The organism is Photobacterium sp. ABD4_091, assembly GCF_056160145.1.
Genome location: NZ_JBSWWQ010000001.1, coordinates 62,160 through 80,472, shown reverse-complemented (window position 1 = coordinate 80,472; position 18,313 = coordinate 62,160). Strand labels below are relative to the sequence as shown.

At 48.1% G+C, this 18,313-nt stretch carries 15 protein-coding genes; 9 read left to right on the top strand and 6 right to left on the bottom strand.

All coding sequences use genetic code 11. The features are described 5' to 3' along the window. Positions 1-14 precede the first annotated feature (14 nt). The 4 genes from ACXAGQ_RS00305 to ACXAGQ_RS00290 all read left to right on the top strand — a co-directional run bounded on the left by ACXAGQ_RS00305 (position 15) and on the right by ACXAGQ_RS00290 (position 5,593). Entirely contained in the window at positions 15-1,421 is a 1,407-nt protein-coding gene (locus ACXAGQ_RS00305) for a DUF3131 domain-containing protein (protein ID WP_475250798.1), read from the top strand. A gap of 17 nt (positions 1,422-1,438) precedes the next feature. Next, positions 1,439-2,821, top strand: a complete 1,383-nt coding sequence (locus ACXAGQ_RS00300) for a DUF3131 domain-containing protein (RefSeq protein ID WP_475250796.1) — start codon at positions 1,439-1,441, stop codon at positions 2,819-2,821. Further along, positions 2,818-4,011, top strand: coding sequence for a hypothetical protein (locus ACXAGQ_RS00295; RefSeq protein WP_475250794.1), 1,194 nt, complete (start codon positions 2,818-2,820; stop codon positions 4,009-4,011). Before ACXAGQ_RS00300 ends, ACXAGQ_RS00295 begins: the two co-directional genes overlap by 4 nt. Before the next feature lie 304 nt (positions 4,012-4,315). Further along, entirely contained in the window at positions 4,316-5,593 is a 1,278-nt protein-coding gene (locus tag ACXAGQ_RS00290; RefSeq protein WP_475250793.1) for a glycosyltransferase, read from the top strand. Positions 5,594-5,679: 86 nt separating this feature from the next. Here the strand turns inward: ACXAGQ_RS00290 and ACXAGQ_RS00285 are convergent, their stop codons facing one another. Both ACXAGQ_RS00285 and ACXAGQ_RS00280 read right to left on the bottom strand, forming a co-directional pair. Beyond that, positions 5,680-8,529, bottom strand: a complete 2,850-nt coding sequence (locus ACXAGQ_RS00285; protein WP_475250791.1) for an FAD-binding and (Fe-S)-binding domain-containing protein — start codon at positions 8,527-8,529, stop codon at positions 5,680-5,682. 219 nt (positions 8,530-8,748) lie between these two features. Continuing rightward, a complete protein-coding gene (locus ACXAGQ_RS00280; protein ID WP_475250789.1) occupies positions 8,749-10,437 on the bottom strand; it encodes an L-lactate permease in 1,689 nt (562 codons plus the stop codon). A gap of 167 nt (positions 10,438-10,604) precedes the next feature. On the opposite strand from ACXAGQ_RS00280, the gene ACXAGQ_RS00275 reads away from it, so the two are divergent. Beyond that, on the top strand, positions 10,605-11,507 hold the full coding sequence (locus ACXAGQ_RS00275) for a LysR family transcriptional regulator (protein WP_475250787.1): 903 nt from the start codon (positions 10,605-10,607) through the stop codon (positions 11,505-11,507). Between the two features lie 19 nt (positions 11,508-11,526). Here ACXAGQ_RS00275 and ACXAGQ_RS00270 read toward each other — a convergent pair whose 3' ends face one another. Beyond that, a complete protein-coding gene (locus tag ACXAGQ_RS00270; protein WP_475250785.1) occupies positions 11,527-11,883 on the bottom strand; it encodes a YcgJ family protein in 357 nt (118 codons plus the stop codon). Between the two features lie 193 nt (positions 11,884-12,076). Between ACXAGQ_RS00270 and ACXAGQ_RS00265 the strand changes: the two genes are divergently transcribed. Continuing rightward, positions 12,077-12,463: a DUF805 domain-containing protein gene (locus ACXAGQ_RS00265; protein ID WP_475250783.1), complete on the top strand. Its 387-nt coding sequence runs from the start codon at positions 12,077-12,079 to the stop codon at positions 12,461-12,463. A 296-nt stretch (positions 12,464-12,759) separates the two neighbouring features. Further along, positions 12,760-13,596 carry a hypothetical protein gene (locus ACXAGQ_RS00260; RefSeq protein WP_475250781.1) on the top strand — a complete coding sequence of 279 codons (837 nt, stop codon included), beginning with the start codon at positions 12,760-12,762 and terminating at the stop codon, positions 13,594-13,596. A 78-nt stretch (positions 13,597-13,674) separates the two neighbouring features. On the opposite strand, the gene ACXAGQ_RS00255 is transcribed toward ACXAGQ_RS00260, so the two are convergent. Continuing rightward, positions 13,675-15,327 carry an FAD-dependent oxidoreductase gene (locus tag ACXAGQ_RS00255; protein ID WP_475250779.1) on the bottom strand — a complete coding sequence of 551 codons (1,653 nt, stop codon included), beginning with the start codon at positions 15,325-15,327 and terminating at the stop codon, positions 13,675-13,677. 177 nt (positions 15,328-15,504) lie between these two features. Between ACXAGQ_RS00255 and ACXAGQ_RS00250 the strand changes: the two genes are divergently transcribed. Further along, a complete protein-coding gene (locus ACXAGQ_RS00250) occupies positions 15,505-15,924 on the top strand; it encodes a YeeE/YedE family protein (RefSeq protein WP_475250777.1) in 420 nt (139 codons plus the stop codon). A 13-nt stretch (positions 15,925-15,937) separates the two neighbouring features. Further along, positions 15,938-16,360: a DUF6691 family protein gene (locus ACXAGQ_RS00245; protein WP_475250775.1), complete on the top strand. Its 423-nt coding sequence runs from the start codon at positions 15,938-15,940 to the stop codon at positions 16,358-16,360. A gap of 137 nt (positions 16,361-16,497) precedes the next feature. Here the strand turns inward: ACXAGQ_RS00245 and cobA are convergent, their stop codons facing one another. Continuing rightward, positions 16,498-17,256 (bottom strand): uroporphyrinogen-III C-methyltransferase, encoded by a 759-nt coding sequence (gene cobA, locus ACXAGQ_RS00240; RefSeq protein ID WP_475250773.1) that lies wholly within the window; start codon positions 17,254-17,256, stop codon positions 16,498-16,500. Positions 17,257-17,422: 166 nt separating this feature from the next. Next, entirely contained in the window at positions 17,423-18,277 is an 855-nt protein-coding gene (locus ACXAGQ_RS00235; RefSeq protein WP_475254622.1) for a formate/nitrite transporter family protein, read from the bottom strand. Positions 18,278-18,313: the final 36 nt, after the last annotated feature.

Below are 18,313 nucleotides of genomic sequence, written 5' to 3'. Positions count from 1 at the left end.
ATAGGGAGTATCGGATGCGTTATATCATTGTTTGCCTTTTAGGGGTTTTGGCTACCGGTTGCGGTAACAAATACAACAGTTTTTCGGATGATGTGGTGGATAGGAAGAGTCACTGGACCACTCCTAAACCTCGTCAGGGACAGCTGACTGAACAAGAAATGGATATGGCCCGCATTGCCTGGAAGTATTTTGAAAATAACTACCAGGAGTCAACTGGGTTGGTCAATGCAGTAAATAACTACCCCTCAGTAACATGGTGGGATGCCGCGTCATATATGGCGGGTATGGTAAGCGCATATGAGCTAGGGATTATCGAGAAAGAGGAGTTTAACCGTCGTCTTATTCGTATATTGACCACCTTAAATACGCTTGACTTGTTCATGAATGAATTACCGAACAAAGCGTATAACACTCAAACCGCCGCTAAAGTGGACTACGGTAACCAACCCGGAGAAATTGGTTACTCGGCGCTCGACCTTGGCCGTTTGTTGATTTGGCTTCATATCATCAAGCATCGCTACCCTGAGTATGCGACTAGCATCGACTCAGCGATATTACGTTGGAATTTCTGTAACGTGATTGATGAAAATGGCACCATGTTTGGGGCACTGCTTGAGAAAGACAAACCTGTTCAATACCTGCAGGAAGGACGCTTGGGCTACGAAGAGTATGCTGCTAAAGGGTTCGAATTATGGGGCTTTAATACTACCCAGGCAGCAATGGCAGAGCCGTATAGCACCATTAACCTCTATGGCTACGATGTACCGTATGACACCCGTGACCCTCGTAAACTCAAAGCACACAGCTACGTGGTAACTGAGAGCTATGTACTGGATGGTATTGAATTGGGATGGGATGTGGTGGATGACCGCTCGCCACATGATTATAACTATTCCAGTGACTGGGTTGCAGAATTTGCCTTGCAAATTTACCGTGTCCAGGAGGAGCGTTATAAGCAAACCGGTATTATTACAGCCCGTACTGAGCACCAGCTAGCAGGCCCTCCTTATTTCGTGTACGACACGATTTATACTGACGGGTTTGCCTGGAATACCATTTCGGAAGTGGGTGAGTATCTTCCACAGTACTCTGCGGTAGCCATCAAAGGTGCAATGGGGATGTGGGTACTATGGGATACTGAATATACCGATCTGTTGTTTGATCATGTTTCACATTTGTATGATCGTGAAAAAGGCTTCTATGAAGGGATTTTTGAAAACGGCACCGGCCTTATCAACACCTTCACCTCGAACAATAACGGGATTACTTTGGAGATCTTGCTTTATAAACAACAGGGTAAGTTACTTACCTATAAAGATAATGTTGCACCAAGCCTGTGGGAAAAAGCGCTTGAATCACCATTTGGCTATGAGGGGCAGTGTCTGCCTCGCAGAGGGGCTTTCAATAGTAAGCTCAAATAGCCGTAGTAAGGAAATAGATGTTGAGAAATACGGTGATTGCAGTCAGTTTATTCTGCCTGACATCTTGTGGAGTGGTCTACCAAGGTGTTCAGGGGGGAATAACGTCGGTTAACGAGTCGCAGATGCTGCGCCAAGGACGGTATGGTTCGTTAACCGAGCAGGAGCTTGAATGGGCGCAAATTGCCTGGACCTATGTTGAAAATAACACCAACCTCACCACGGGGTTGGTGAATGCCCTTGATAACTACCCGACAACTAATTTGTCTAACATGGCCGATTATCTGATTGCCTTGATGGCGGCCCGAGAATTTGAATTTATTACCAGCAAAGAGCACGACGAGCGCTTGACGTTAGTACTCTCTTTCCTCAATAAAATGCCATTGGGCCTAACCGGTGTGCCCAATAAGGTCTACAGCACAGGAACTGGGATGATGGTGGATTACGCCAATCAACCCGGTGAACTTGGCTGGTCTTCGATAGACATTGGGCGGCTGCTCATCGCCTTGGCAATGGTCAAGCAGCGTAATCCTGAATTTTCCGAATATGTCGACAAGGCGGTATTGCGCTGGAACTTCTGCGAACTGGTCACAGAAGAGGGTGAACTATACGGTGGTGCAATTAACAACGGCAATGTTCATCGCTACAAAGAAGGGCGTTTGGGCATCGAGGAATATACCGCCTATGGGTATCTGGATTGGCAGATAGTCCCAGAAAAAGCCATGATGCTTGATCCTTATGAAGTGGTCACGATAAACGGCATTGATTTACTGTTTGATGGCCGTGATCCGCGTGATTACGATGTTCTTCGTCCTGTCTATAGTACGCCTTACTTGCTGCTGGGGCTTGAGTTTAACTGGGATAATATTGACGACCGTTCTTCGTCGGACTCCAAGCACACCAATGATGTCTTGGCGGCAATGGCTGATTCGGTATACCGCATCCAGGAGTCACGCTGGGATGTTGATCGTATCTATACGGCGCGCGGTGAGCATGTTGTCGCAGGCGAACCGTATTTTGTCTACGACAGTATCTATGCACTTGGCACACCGTGGATCACCGTCGCAGAGGACGGTAGCGACCACGATGAAAAAGCTTTGGTGTCGACTCGGGTGGCCTTTCAAATGTGGGTGTTATGGAAAACCGATTATACCGAACGCTTGCTGACGTTAGTCCGTGAGTTGTACGACCCAGAGCGTGGCTGGTATGAAGGGCGCTACGAGCTGACCAGCAGTTACGAGAAAAGCATCTCCCTGCAGACCAATGCTGGGGTGCTTGAAGCATTGCTGTATAAAGCCAATGGTAAGCTCTACCAGCCGACCAAGAACCGTGAATACCGCGATGTCCAATTCGATTCCCGTTTTTACCATCCTCAAAAATGCTTGGTGGAGACATTCCGATGAAAAGGGTTTACCTGATAGCGATTGTCATAACTATGTTCGCGCTGTTGCCTTTGAAGGGGATAGCTTCAGCCATAGATGTGGAGCTGACTTATTACACCAAGGCCAACCATTTGGTTAATGCTGGTCGTTACCAGCAGGCCTCTGAGCAATGGCATCGGTTGAGTATTTTGTTTTTGAGTTCAGAAGCGAAGCTGGGGCGAAAAAGGATGTGGCAATATGCCGGCCTTTCTGAGGCCTTGGCTGCCATTTCTGCGGATAAGGCCAATGATGCCATGGCCTATCAATATTGGGCGGATAGTACCCGATATTTGATGACTGGAGGGACGAACTGGAAGCAGATGAAAAAGAAGTTGCACCGCCGCTATGAACACGCCAATACATTACTTTCCACCCAACTGCAGGTGGCTGATTTAGCCTCTAGTATTGATAGCGAGTGGGAGAACGAACTCGCAGTGCTGCAGAGCTGGGATGAAAAGCTGTCACTGTTTAGTTTTGAAAGCCCGAAGCTGGGCTTGGCGGATCGCCAAGATAGAGATGCGACAATTCAGCCAGTCCAGGCCACACCTAAAGTGATCCCTGCTTACCAACCGCCACAGGGTGGGAAGAAGCTAAGCGGCTTAAATACCTCATACAGCAAAGAGCAGCATGTTATTCCTACAGGTGCTTTGGTTGAGCCTGTCCCCACCCCTGATAGTACGGGGTTTGACGAGCCATTACCTGATGTTATCGATACGGACACCGAACGAGATAAAGCAAAACCGGTTCCCATTCCAACGGAAACATCAGTCAGTCGCCATTTGGTTGTCTCTGATGCTGAAGTTAAGTTGCAAACAGCCCCAGTTATGAGTAAAGGGATTGTTATCTCGGGGCCTCCAAAATCGGTAAAATCCGCAGAACCTGTAGTGAAACCAAATACAGGTATAGAAGTAAACAAGGTTATATCGCCAGCGGATACGTCTGAATCAGCTGCTGAAAAAGCGAACGATAAAGTACTGGTTACCCCGGTTGAAGAAATCGAGTACGAGGAGCAAGACTTGAAGCAACTCGTCACACCGAATAAGCAAAGCCAGAATGCCCCTCTGGGTGAAGAGGGTAATCAATTAATAATCCCATCAGGCCACTTTGAACAGCCTGAGAAGCATGCTGTTGCCCCTTTGCAGCGCAGAAGTTTCGCCCCCGTTTCGCAGTGACCCTCCCGAAGGGCGCGCCTGTAAGAAACAATGCGTGTCTGTAGCTTATAGCGTTGACTGTATACTTATAAGCTCCCTCTGAATCTGAATCTTGAGTTGGCTTGGGTGTATGCCTTCAGGGTGGTGAGTTATTTTGGGGGAGGAGTAGATATCCGCTTTGTGATGTAAAGCACATCAAAATCATGCTTTTAATGCAATTGATTGCGTAAAAAATTTGTCATTCGTATCTCTGTTACTAAGCTTAATTTAAGCCCTGTTGTCGTTGTGGGTGAGTACTTAAGGGAGTAATGAAGAGGGATAAGCAATGACAGCATCAGAAAAAATTGTTCAACAAGCTTATGACAATGCAAGTGACGTTTTTGACCTAACAGAAGCTCAGCATCAGAAGCGATTATTACAACTTGCCAATACGTTATATTGCTTAACGGACATCACTACCAGCCACTACCAGCAACTCGCATCTTCAAAAGACTGTCCCCTTGAGTTTCGCTTGGCGGTGAAATTAGTCGAATCCAAACGCTATGTGCTCAAACTAAAACGCCCATTGTTGGTCGGGGTGGTGTTTGCAATGTGGGGTGAGCATAACCGGTTAAATGAAAAAACCTCGTTGAATCCAAATGGTGAAGACTCGCTACGAGTTAAGATAGATCAGCTCAATTGGATCACCCAAGGTTCGGTGGTTGATTGGCATCTATACCCTGTTGATGATGGTTGCCCCCATAACAGTGCGGGTATTGCCGAAGACCTTCTTGCTGAGCACCGAGACAAAGACAAAGTGTCTGTATTGCGGCTTGCTGATGAGCTCCCCGTTGCTGAAGGTCCATTGAAAAACCTTGCGTCGGCGGATGATTCCCGAAAAGGCGGGGCGATTATCCTTGGCTGCCAGCAAGCGATGGCCGACAGAGCGGATTGTGTGATGTATACCGATGCGGATAACTCCGTACACCTTGGCCAGTTAGGTTTATTGCTCAAGCCTTATGTTTCAGATAATGCCAAAGTGGTGCTGGGTAACCGCAAGCACCCTGATTCTATTTTGGTTAAGCAGGAAGAGCGTTGGGGCATTGGTATTAAAACATTGCGCCATATGCAGCGGATGATTGGCCGCGCAATTTTCAGCAATAACATCAAAGATACCCAAGCGGCGTTCAAGTTATATGATCAAGAGGTGATCAAATATATTTTAGCCAAGCCTTCTGTGTATGATTTTTCCTTTGATACTGATTGGATTTTCGCCGCTATGAAAGGGGAATTTCCGATGTTGACCGTACCTTTCGCCTTCATTGACTCCGATGCCGAGTCTGCCTCTATAACCCAAGGGCCTATGACGACTTGGTACACGCTGCTAAGTGGCTTGGCGACGGCAGCCAAAGCCCGGGATATTGACCATAACCATGAGATGGTAAGGATCTTTGAAGACCATATTCACAGCCATCAGGATCTGGAGTTGATCATAGATGTATTGCCTGAACAGCTTCAGGATATTGAAGATGTCGATATTGGCGATCCGTTGATCTTTGCTCCACGAGAAATTGAACATTGGCTGGTGGAGCAAAAGCAGGCTGAAATGGAAGACATTTCATAAACTGGACAGCAAACAGGATCAAATTAAAGCCCAAACTGGAGATACCAGTTTGGGCTTTATGTTATTGGGTGCCAATGATCTTGGTGTTATACCGCAGCTTCATCGACCAGATAAAGGATGGATTGGTAGGGAACCCCACTGTGGTGAGACAAACCGATTTCGCAGGTTCGGCTGTTACTGAATCCCCGGGTGCAGCCTGCTGGGACTTGCTCTTTAAGTGGCGCAACAGCAGCTTCATTCAACTCCGGTGTGGTAAAGCCTTTATCACCCGCCCAGCCACAGCACTGGATATGTTCAGGAAGAACGACGTCTTCGGCACACGCTTGAGCCAGCGAAAGCATATCCGCTTCCAAGCCCATGCGGCGGGAGCTGCAGGTAACGTGAAGCATCACCGTCTCTTTTACTGGAGTAAGGGATAGGTGTGGCAGTAAATAGCGTGATACAAAACCAACAGGTTCGAGCACTTCCAAAGGCTGGGTAAAGTTTTCGATACTGCGCTTGGCGCACGGGCTGGTATCCATCAATACCGGATAAGTGCCTTCTTTGCTTGCTGTCCAGAGCAAGGATTCCAGCTCTTTGGCTTTCTGATTGGCTATGTCATTCATCCCTTTGCTGTCATAGGGCATACCACAACATTGGCTACTGAGTTTTTCTGGGGTGATCACCTCAAAGCCTGCTTTCTTCAGTAGCGAAAGCGTGACTTCAGTTAGCGGGCGGGTATCTTTGGCTGAGTCCTGCTGGCCCATAGTACGGCTGGCGCAAGACGGCATATACACGACTTTCTTGTCTGAGCTTTCAGCCTGCTTTGAATGTGCCGAAGCTGAGTGTGTCTGATCGAGCTTATGTGGGTTAGATTGCGGATATTCCGGCATCCAAATAGGAGTTGTGCCCCCAGTTGCTTTGCGCAGGCCATTGGTTATCGCACCGACAGCTTTATCGCCGACCAGTTTGCGGGCGACCTGGTTGCTCTTGAGGCCAACTTTGACCAAAGTTGTGGTAGCCGAGAAATGATCTGCTGTCCAGCGGGCGATAGGGGTAAAACGCTGGTACTTTTCAACTCGGAGCTTCTTAACCAGATCGCCGGTATTAATGCCGACTGGGCAGCGATCTGCACACAAGCCAGTTGCCGCACAGGTATCGATGCCTTGGTATTCGAAAACGGCTTTGAGATCATCTACCGGTGGGCGTCGGCTATTGCCAGCAAGGTATTCCCGTTCACGGTGCTGCAGCTCACGGTAGAGCACGATCCGTTGACGCGGTGATAGCGTCAGCGTCCTTGACGGGCAAACAGGCTCACAAAAACCACATTCAATACAGCGGTCAACAATTTCATCAGCGGCTGGCATCGGTTTGAGGTTGGAAATATGTGCCCGCTCGTCGTCATTGATGATCACCCCAGGGTTGAGCAAACTTTCTGGATCAAACAAGGATTTGATTTGCTGCATCAGGCGATAGCCATCTTTGCCCCATTCAAGTTCGACATATGGCGCCATATTTCGGCCGGTACCGTGCTCGGCTTTTAGCGAACCTTGGTATTTGACGGCGACCAACTCGGCAACATCATCCATAAAGTTACCATAGCGGGTGACTTCTGATTCTTCTTCAAAGCCCTGGGTAAAGACAAAATGCAAGTTGCCTTCAAGGGCATGGCCGAAGATGATTGCCTCACTATAGTCATATTTGTCAAACAACTGCTGAAGTTCACGCACCCCCATGGCAAGGTGTTCAACAGGAAAAGCCACATCCTCAATGATCACCGTTGTTCCCGTTTCTCGCACAGCGCCAACAGCCGGGAACATCCCTTTACGGATCGCCCACAGGCTAGCGACAGTATTGGTATCGGTGGTAAATGGTGTCGACTGGGTAATGGTAAATTCTGTCAATGCCGCCATAACGTCCAAGCACTGCTTCTCAAGCTGGTGGCTGCAACTGGCGCGGGTCTCAACCAATAGCGCAGCGGATTCGAGATCCAGCGCTTGGATATATTCAGGCATACCCGGCTTGTCCGCGACAGAACGCAATGCGCGACCATCCATCATCTCGACGGCAGAAACATTGGTTCTTGCCAGTACGGATACGGCTTTGCTTGCTGCCTCGATGTCTTTGAAAACAAGCAGGGCAGAGGCTTTGTGCGGGTGTTCGATCACTGTGTTATACGTGATGTCAGCGATAAAGCCCAAGGTGCCCTCAGAGCCAATCATCAAGTGCTCTATCACCTCGATAGGGTCGGAGTAATCAACCAGCGCATTTAGGGCATAGCCGGTGGTGTTTTTTAGCCGGTATTTGTGGCGGATCTTATCTGACAGCTCAGTGTTTTTCTGGGTTTCTTCAACTAACTGAGCAAGCCCTTCTATTAAATCAGGGCGCTGGTTTTTGAATGCCTCTATGCTTGCTTCGCTGGCAGTATCAAGCACGGTACCGTCGGTGAAGACAATGGTCATGCTATCGACGGTTTTGTATGAGTTCTGGGCGGTGCCACAGCACATGCCGCTGGCGTTATTGGCGGCGATACCACCGATTTTACAGGTGTTGATAGAAGCTGGATCAGGGCCGATCTTACGCTGGAAAGGCGCGAGGTAACGGTTGGCATCTGCCCCGATAACACCCGGCTGAAGACGGATTTTTTCACCTTGCTCCAGAATGCTATGGTCGCGCCATTTATCGGTCAGGGTGATGAGGACTGAATCAGAAACGGCCTGACCCGACAAACTGGTACCTGCCGCGCGGAAAGTAAACGGGATGCCCAGCTGGCGGCAGGATTGAATGGTGAAAATGACCTCATCCAGGTTATTAAGACGCAAAACTATCTGAGGGATAAGGCGGTAGAAACTGGCATCAGTACCATATGCAAGCCGCTTGGCTTCGTCGGTGATGATCCTAGCTTTGTTAATCTGGGTAGCGAGTAGGGCTTCTAGCTGTAGGTATTTGTTTTCCATTGCTCATCCTGCATCAGTCGGTATTACTGAATCGTTGAATGCTATATCCATCTTACTGATCTCAATCGTTATTGTAGGAATGTTTAGCTGGGATTGAGAGTCAGGACTATAAAATCTATTCTGTTGTTATATTGACTAGGTTGTACAGGGTTTAGCCTTTGCTATGGCTGATAAGGCCAGCTGAGTCGCTGGCCTATTTTATTATTGTTATCGGAATAACTATCCCATCAGTACGTCTGTAATGTGTAGGCCATAAATGATAACGAGGCCGATAATGCCGCTCATCACTAGGTAGTAGAACGTAGGAATAATCGTTTTACGCAATGTGGCACCCTCGCGGCCAAGCAGGCCTACCGTGGCAGAGGCGGCAACGACGTTGTGGATGGCAATCATGTTACCGGCCGCAGCGCCAACCGCTTGCAGGGCAACAATAGCCGCACTGGACACTGTCAGGGTTTGGGCAACTTCAAACTGGAACTGGCTGAACATCATGTTGGAAACAGTATTCGAGCCTGCAATGAAAGCACCCAGTGCACCAATGGTTGCGCTCAATGCCGGGAAGAAACCACCGACAAGCTCTGAGACAAAATTAGCTGTCGTGACAGGCATGCTTGCAAGATCTGCGGCATTGACACCAGAGTTGATAAAGATACGCACCATAGGGATAGTGAACACCAAAACGAAACCGGCGCCAATCAGTGTCTTGCTAGATTCCTTGAATGCTTCTGTCAAAGGGCTCAGCTTACGTGATTGAAGCAGCACGGCTAAAATCGCAACAAATACCAAGATCCCGCCTGGCAGGTATAGCGGTTGGATAGAGGCGCTAATTCCTGTCTCACCCAGAATGTTTGAAAATGATAGGCTGACACTGACCAGCAGGGCTTTGAAGTCAGCGCTGACACGGCTAGCAACCAGGACAACAGCCAGTAGGACATAAGGTGCCCAAGCCAGTGCCAGATTCATTGGTTTGTCAGACGCTTTGAGGTCGATTTTCAGTGATCCCAACCATTCCGCTGGCCACTTATCTTCACTTTCAAAATCCCATTGCTTTTTCGGTACAAGGAAGCCTTTCTTAGCTGCAGTTACCACAACAGCCAGACCCAGCAAGCCTCCAATCAAAGAGGGGAATTCAGGGCCAAGCAGCATGCCTGTCAGGGCGTAAGGCACTGTGAAGGCAACACCGGCGAACAGGGCAAATGGCAGGATATCCAAGCCTTCTGTCCAGCTCTTGTTTTTGCCGAAGAAGCGGGTCAGCATCATTGCCATCAGAACTGGCATCAAGGTACCGATAGTGGCGTGGATTAATGCCACGTTGGTCGTGATCTGCTGCAGGTAGATGTCCCAGTTCGAGCCTTGGCTGATCAGCGTTTCACCAATGTTGTGGGTATCTAGCCCTTTGTTGACCCCCACAATGATCGGTGTGCCGACCGCACCAAAAGAAACCGGTGTGGATTGGATCATCATGCCCATCAATACCGCAGCAAGAGCAGGGAAACCGATAGCAACCAAAAGAGGGGCTGCAATTGCTGCTGGGGTGCCGAAACCGGAAGCGCCTTCGATAAAGGAGCCAAAACACCAAGCAATGATGATCGCCTGTATCCGACGGTCGCTAGATATATCGGTGAATCCATTACGGATGGTGGTAATGGCTCCGGTGTGCTTGAGCGTATTGAGGAGGAATATCGCCCCAAAGACGATCCACAGTACTGCTACGGTAATGGTCAGCCCCTGCAGAGAGGAGGCTAAGACGCGGGTAGCTGACATATCCCAGCAGAACAGGGCGATGGCCACAGTCAGCAAGAATGCCACGGGCATCGCTTTCTTGGCTGGCCAGTTCAACCCGACCAGTAGGATAGCGGCAACCACTATTGGTGAAAATGCAACGAGTGCAAGTAGGGTGTCGTTCATGATTATCAGTCCTTCGGAGTGCTGTTTTGTAATGCATAACCTATGCATCAATGAACATATTTGTTGTTTTTGTATTTGGTTTTGTTAATCGAGTGTGACGATATCGCTTTATTTTTATTTGGTATAGGGAAATAATGAAAAATATTTCTTCCAAAAATGGACTAATAATGGCGAAGGCTGATGATTTGATCTTGTTTGCTCAGGTAGTGGAACATGGTTCATTTAGTAAAGTAGCGGAGTTGAATTCCCTTACAAACTCAGTGGTTAGTAAAAGAATTGCCCGTCTGGAGGATGATTTGGGGGTACAGCTGCTGTATCGAACCACCCGTAAACTCACGGTGAGTGAGGCTGGGAAAGTGTTATACCTAGGTTCCAAAAATGTGAAGCAGGCCGCGATGGAAGCGGTCGATGCAGTCAGTGGCTTTGGTGAAAAAGTCAGCGGCCATGTCAAGATGTCTGTACCTACCATTTCAGGTGACCTGCTCCTGGCAGACGCAGTCGCTGAATTCTGTACCGAGCATCCTGGCTTTACGGTCGATATGTCACTGGACAACCGCTTTGTTGATTTGATTGAAGATGGCTATGACTTGGTGATACGTACCGGTTACCTCGAAGACTCAAGTTTGATCGCTCGGCATATTCTCGATTCGCAGTGGGTGATTTGTGCGGCGCCCAAATACATCAGCCGAAATGGCCGGCCTGAAAGGCCGCAAGATTTGGTCGACCATAACTGCCTGCAATATGCCTACCAAACCACTGGAGCTTCGGAGTGGCAGTTTATCGGCGAGCAGGGCAACTACATTTTGCGGGTCAGCGGTAACTTTTCTACCGATAATGCGGCAGCATTGAGGAAATCGGCGCTGGGCGGCTATGGAATCGCCTATGTACCGCGTTGCTTGGTATACCACGATATTATGGAAGGGAAGTTGGTTGATTTGTTCCCTGAGCAGGTTGGCAAGCGGTTAGGGATCTATGCTGTGTATCCGTATACCCGGCAGCCATCACAGAAGATAAAGCTGTTGATAGAACACATCCGCGCCCGCTACCTGGCGATTCAGCATTTCTTTTGATAGCGGGCTGAACTATTCCTCAGTCAAACAAGATGTTGGTATAGTCTTCCAGTCGTTCGTCGGAGAAGCGGTCAACGAAGCATGCGCGTTGCTCTGAGTCGCAATATACCTTGTTGCTGAATGAGTAGCGGGTAGTGTCGAAGTTTTTGCTACCCACTCTGTTGATCAGCTCCATCATTTTATCTTGGGCTTCTTGGCCCAAGAATTCTTTGGTAAACCCCATTGATATGCCGTAGCTGTCGACACAAAACCCCGCTTGCCTGTCACATATCACGCCTTTGTCTGGGGAAAAAAGCGGCTCATGTATCGTGTGGTTTTCACTGAGCACCGCATGGCTAGCAATTAGAAGGCCCAGAGGGAGAAAAACTGATTTCATATTGGGCACCTTGTCACAATAGGTTTCAACTAGTATTGATCATAAGTGACTTTTTCCCAAACCACATAGCTGGCTACTTATACAAAGCCATACATTACTCAAGATAGTTTTTTTGCATTGGTTGGCAGAAAATAGGGTTTGAACACAATACTATACTGTTATCTGTTGTAACTATTTGAACTAGGGTCTTTTTATGAACTGGTATATCCATGTATTAAAAAACTATGCTGTCTTCAAAGGTAGAGCACAAAGGCAAGAGTACTGGTACTTCTTCTTGTTCAACATCATTATCAGCATTGCTTTGTCTATGTTGGACTCTGCCTTGGGTAACCCTGGGGCTGGCGAAGGGGCTGGAATGATTGGTACTGTCTATTCGCTAGCGATCCTTATCCCTAGCATTGCTGTTGGTGTGCGTCGCTTGCATGATACCGGGCGGACTGGTTGGTGGATGCTGATAGGTTTGATCCCGCTAGTTGGTGTGCTGGTATTGCTGTATTTCTTTGTACAGGATAGCCAGCCAGAGGCCAATGAATATGGTCCAAACCCTAAAGACCCGTCTTCGGCAACACTCTCAATTTAAATCACTTTTAACAGCCTAGGCAGTTAGTCTAGGCTGCCATTCAATTCTTACATTTAAGAAATACGACATAATTATCAATAGTGATTTGTAGGCACATTTATTAAAAGCGTTTTAATTTCAGATAGCTATATAAAATTCTATAAAATACCCCCAAACTGTCTTCCTACCATTTATTCTACAATTTAATCCTGCACGAGAAGTTTTCTCTAGCCGTAAAAAACTTCTAGTGTTTTCTTAAATAAAATTAGACAGTTGGCAATGTAATCAAGTGATACCACCGAACTTAGTGGAGTTACATGATGAGAATTAATTCTATAACAATATCCCTTGCAAGCTTGGCGCTTTGCGTGTCGATACCTTCAATAGCGTATGACAACAGCGAAAGTGACGAGGAGAGTAAAGGATCTTATAGCTATACAAAGACATACACCTCAACAACAACCTATACGAAAAAGACAGAGTATGATGGCTCTGACTACCATGACGGAGAAGAGAAAAACGAAGAAGATGAAGGTAAAAAGTTTGCCTTAAAATCGATTGCCTACGGGCAGCTATATGAAAAAGAAGTAGCCGACATCGATGGGGACAAATACCCAGATTATGCCCTGTGTCTACATGCGGCTCTCTATTCCCTCTCTGACGACAGCCAGGTCGGCTATAGCAAGGAATGTTACTCTGAGGAAATGTATGAAGGAGATGGTAAAAAATTAATTAAAACCATCTACTTCCATTTTGATGATGGCTATTTTGTTGCCCGTTCACATGTCACCGTCCAGCCAATACTACATTATGAAAGCAAGACACCCGATGGCTATGATGTCACCCATATTACGGGCTCAAGTGATAGCGAAAACAGCGTCATCAAAGGTAAGGATGCTTACAAGTGGCATCAGGGCGCTTTGTGGCAGTCAGGCATGGCTAACTTCTCGGGCTATACTGGCACGGAAGGCGATACTGTTTATACCAAGTCTATCTATTATATTGATTTGAAAGAAGTAAAGCCTAAGTACCCCAGGTGGTACAACTGGTATAGGAAGCACTATTATCACGATAGTAAATATTATGATAAGTCAGGGGATGACAAGGGTAAAAAAGGTGAGAGTGACGGAGGCTATGAGAAGCACGGCTATTAACCAACTCATCATCAAAGATCCGGAATAAATAACAAGCCCGTTGCATGCACAACGGGCTTAATTTTATTGAGGGTATTTTTATTGCTTGGCAAAGAGGTAGGTGCGATACCCCCCAATCAGGTTTCGCGCCTTGAATCCACTGTTCACCAACTGGCGGTAGGCGACGTTGCCACGCAGGCCGACAGCACAATAGATGACAATTTCTTTGTCTTTTGGCAGTTCACCCAGACGTTGGCGTAACTGGTCAACAGGAATTTTGATCGCCCCTTCCAAGTATCCTGCGTTTTTGAGTTCGCCTGGGTTACGTACATCCAGCAGCAACTGGTCGTCCGAAAGGTTGTCAATTTCATCAAAATGAATAGGCGTTGCATCACCCTTGATGATGTTGTTGGCGACAAAAGCAGCTTGGTTGATGACATCTTTGGCGCTGCCGTAAGGGGGTGCGTAGGTCAGCTCAAGGTGCTGCAATTGCTCAACAGTCATGCCGGCACGCTGGGCAACGGCAAGTACGTCAATACGTTTATCAACGCCATCTTTGCCAACCGCTTGTGCGCCCAAGATTTTGCCCGAGTTTGGCTCGAACAGCAGCTTCAAGGAGACCGTTTCAGCACCGGGGTAGTAGCTGGCATGGCTTGCGGTGTGAACATAGACTTTTTCGAAGCTAGCGCCATCAGCTTTAAGTTGCTTCTCATTTTTACCGGTAGAAGCTACAGCTAGGTCGAAAACCTTACAAATCGCTGTACCTTGCGTGCCTTGGTAGCTTTCATTGCGGCCCAGCATATTGTCGGCTGCCATACGGCCTTGGCGGTTGGCAGGTCCAGCCAATGGAACCAAGGTTTGCCCACCGGTCACGAAATCTTGATCTTCAATGGCGTCACCCACCGCGAAAATACTTGGATCGCTGGTCTGCATCTGCGGGGTAACCCAAATACCACCGAGTTCACCAATTTTCAGCCCGGCATCTTTGGCTAGCTGGGTTTCCGGGCGAACACCGATCGCCATGATCAAAATGCCAGTTTCGATGGTGTCGCCATTGTTAAGTGTCAGGCGAAGGTGTTGCTGTTCTTCGTCGTAGCTTACCGACTCCAGGGCGGCACCCAAGCGAAGGTCGACGCCTTTGTCGCGGATCTCTTGGTGAACAAAGCCAGCCATTTCACGGTCAACGGGCGTCATGACTTGATCCGCCATCTCTACCAGCGTCGTTTCAATGCCCAGTTGGTGGAAAGCCTCCATCATCTCTAGGCCGATAAAGCCGCCGCCGACTACTGTGGCGTGGTTTGGCTTGTTGCCTTCAAGTGTGGCAATGATCTTATCCATGTCGGGGATATTGCGCAGCGAATGGGTCAGCGGATTATCGATACCAGCAATAGGTGGTATCACAGGCGCAGCACCGGGGCTAAGCAGCAGGAAGTCGTAGCTTTCTGTGTACTCAGTACCATCAAGGATATTCTTCACTGTGACGTGTTTGGCTTCACGGTCAATAGCAATGACTTCGTTCATAACCCTGACATCGACATTGAAGCGGGCAAGGAAGCTCTCGGGTGTCTGGAGTAATAGTTTACTGCGGTCTGTGATATCGCCACCAATGTGGTAGGGAAGGCCACAGTTGGCAAAAGAGACGAACTCTCCGCGCTCAAACATCACGATTTCAGCATCTTCACTTAATCGGCGTGCACGTGCGGCAGCTGATGCCCCACCGGCTACACCGCCCACAATCAAAATCTTGGTCATTGCATTCTCCGTCTGCCCTAATGATAGGGAACTACAGTATCTCGATTTACGATAGCAGCCAATATAAAACATTAAATTAGTAATTGCTAATTTATTTTATTCTAAATTAGTATTGACTGTTTTCGATACTTAAGTATTCTCTAATAAATAAAGTTGCTGACTAGGTTGGAGAGAATAATGGCATTTGAGATCCCATGGGATGCACTCGCAGGTGGAGTGCTGCTGGGTGTCGCGGCATCAGGCTTGTTATTAGTTAATGGCCGGATTGCTGGCATCAGCGGGATAGTTTCTGGTTTGCTGGCACCCAAACAAGGTGAAATATCGTGGCGGCTGCTGTTTGTCATTGGCATGATGGCAAGTGGCCTGTTAGCACCAGCAGTTGGATTTACGTTACCCGATACACTTCCCGTTACCTCATTCTTCTGGGTTGGAATGGCTGGTTTGCTGGTTGGGGTAGGTACCAAGATAGGTAACGGATGTACCAGTGGCCACGGTATTTGCGGGATGGGCCGTTTGTCTAAACGCTCGATTGTAGCAACCTGTATATTTATGGTCGTGGCTATTGCGACCGTCTTTGTTCGTTTGCATGTACTTTGATGGGAGTTCAAAGATGAAAGCTTTTACACAGCTAGTCGCCTTATTGGCGGGGCTACTGTTTGGTTTGGGGATGATGGTGTCAGGCATGGTCGATCCCCACCGCGTTATCGGCTTTCTTGATATAGCCGGAGCTTGGGATCCAAGCTTGATGTTTGTGATGGGTGGGGCGCTAGCGGTATTTCTGCCCGTTTACTTGCTGGTTATTAAGAAGCGCTCGGCACCCGTCTGCTCTGGAAAATTCGAGATGTCGAACAGCACAGTGATTGACAAAAAGCTGGTTACCGGCGCGGCATTGTTTGGCCTAGGCTGGGGGATTGCTGGCATTTGTCCAGGCCCTGCCGTGACATCGACCTTGGGGCTGAACCCGTCAATGTTGGTGTTTATTGTGGCGATGCTGGTGGGTATGGCCGCTGGTACAGTATTGGTCAGACGCTGAAGCCTAGGCATTAACCAGTAAGCGCAGAAAACCCAATGTCGAAAACCAAGTGTCGAAAACCAAGTGTCGAAAAGAAAAGGGCGGGCTTAGTGCCCTTTGTCTTTATTGAGTAGCAGTCATGTTACTGTTTGAATATGTTACGAATTAAACCACTGTAACTTTTCACTCAGTGAGGCAACACTACCAATCACGATGAGCGCGGGGCTTACCGCTTCCTTGGCTAATTCTGGCAGAGTCGCGACTGTGCCGCTTAGTACACGTTGTTCTGGACGGGTGCCGTTCTCGATAATGGCGCAAGGGGTTTCTGCTGAAAGGCCATGGGTGATCAGCTTATCGCAGATATGGCCACTTTGTTTGAGACCCATATAGAACACCAGGGTATTATTGGACTGGGCCAATGAGGCCCATTCAATTTCACGGCCATCTTTTTGTACATGGCCAGTGATAAACTGGACACTTTGGGCATGGTCACGGTGGGTGAGGGGGATCCCCGCATAAGCGGTTGCCCCTGCTGCTGCCGTGATGCCCGGGACGACTTCATATTTAATGCCGAACTTGGCGAGCTCCTCAAGCTCTTCACCTCCGCGGCCGAAGATGAAAGAATCGCCGCCTTTCAAACGTACAACACGCTTACCTTGTTGGGCTTTTTGCACCAAAATCTGGTTGATTTGATCTTGCGGAACACAATGGAAGTCGAGCTTTTTACCAACGTAGATCATCTCTGCTGACGAGTCTGCCAGCGCCAGAATATCTTTTGATACCAAACGGTCATAGACAACAACGTCTGCGGCTTGAATAACCCTAAGCCCTTTAACTGTCAGCAAGTCTGGATCGCCAGGCCCTGCGCCGACCAGTGAAACAAAGCCGCTGTTTGTTGATAGATTACTGATGCCCATAGCAACGCCTTTCTAAAATTTGGATATAAAAAGTAACACTCTAGCGTGGAGGGCGGCTTGTTGCATTTTACCCTGAGAAATTATTACTTTTTATAGCCAAAACAATACAATAGGTTTATTGGTAAGTGTTGGTCCCGGGTCATTACCCGGAACCAAAACATAATGATTACTTAGTGCCGAATGCAGGCGCTGCATCGACAACTGAGTCATTCTCTACGTTGTGCGCAGGGGCTGTTTTCGCGTGAGTCAGGTACAGCGGAACACATGTAAATAGCAAGCCACCAACAAGGTTACCAAGAATGGTTGGTACCAGGTTGAAGCTCAGCCAGGTAGAGATACCAAAATCAGCGCCTAGCATCATACCCAATGGGAACAGGAACATGTTCACCACGGCGTGTTCGAATACTAGCGCGAAGAAGATAAAGATTGGTAGCCACATTGCTACAATTTTACCTGCCACGCTACGAGCGGTCATGTTGCCGATAACACCCAAGCAAACCATTAGGTTACACAAGATACCGCGGACAAAACAGGTGATCCAACCATTGGCACCTAACTCTTCAAAACCTACAGTACGTGCTGTTGCAGCCTTAATAAAGGTTTGGCCAACAGCGCCCGGTTCAACACTGAAGTTCATGGTGAAAGAAAGGGCAATAAGGAAGGCCACAATGAGTGAGCCAATCAAGTTGCCAAGACCAACCAGGCCCCAGCAGCGAAGAACACTGCCCCAAGTAATGCCCGGGCGGTTTTCGAATTTAGCCAGCGGCGCTAGGCCAAATACACCGGTTACCAAGTCATAACCCATTAGGCTCAAGATACAGAACCCGACAGGGAAGACGAGGGCACCAACAATGCCAATGCCTGTCTGTGTGATGGTGGTGATCGCTACAACAACGGCGAGCGAGAGGATAATACCCGCCATCGTGCCACGTAAAATCAAATCACGTGTCGATGTGCGAATTTTTGCCTCGCCCGTATCAATCATTGTCTGAACGAATTCCATCGGTTTTGAATAGGACATCATGTCACTCCAAAAAGTTAAATTAAAATTGAATAG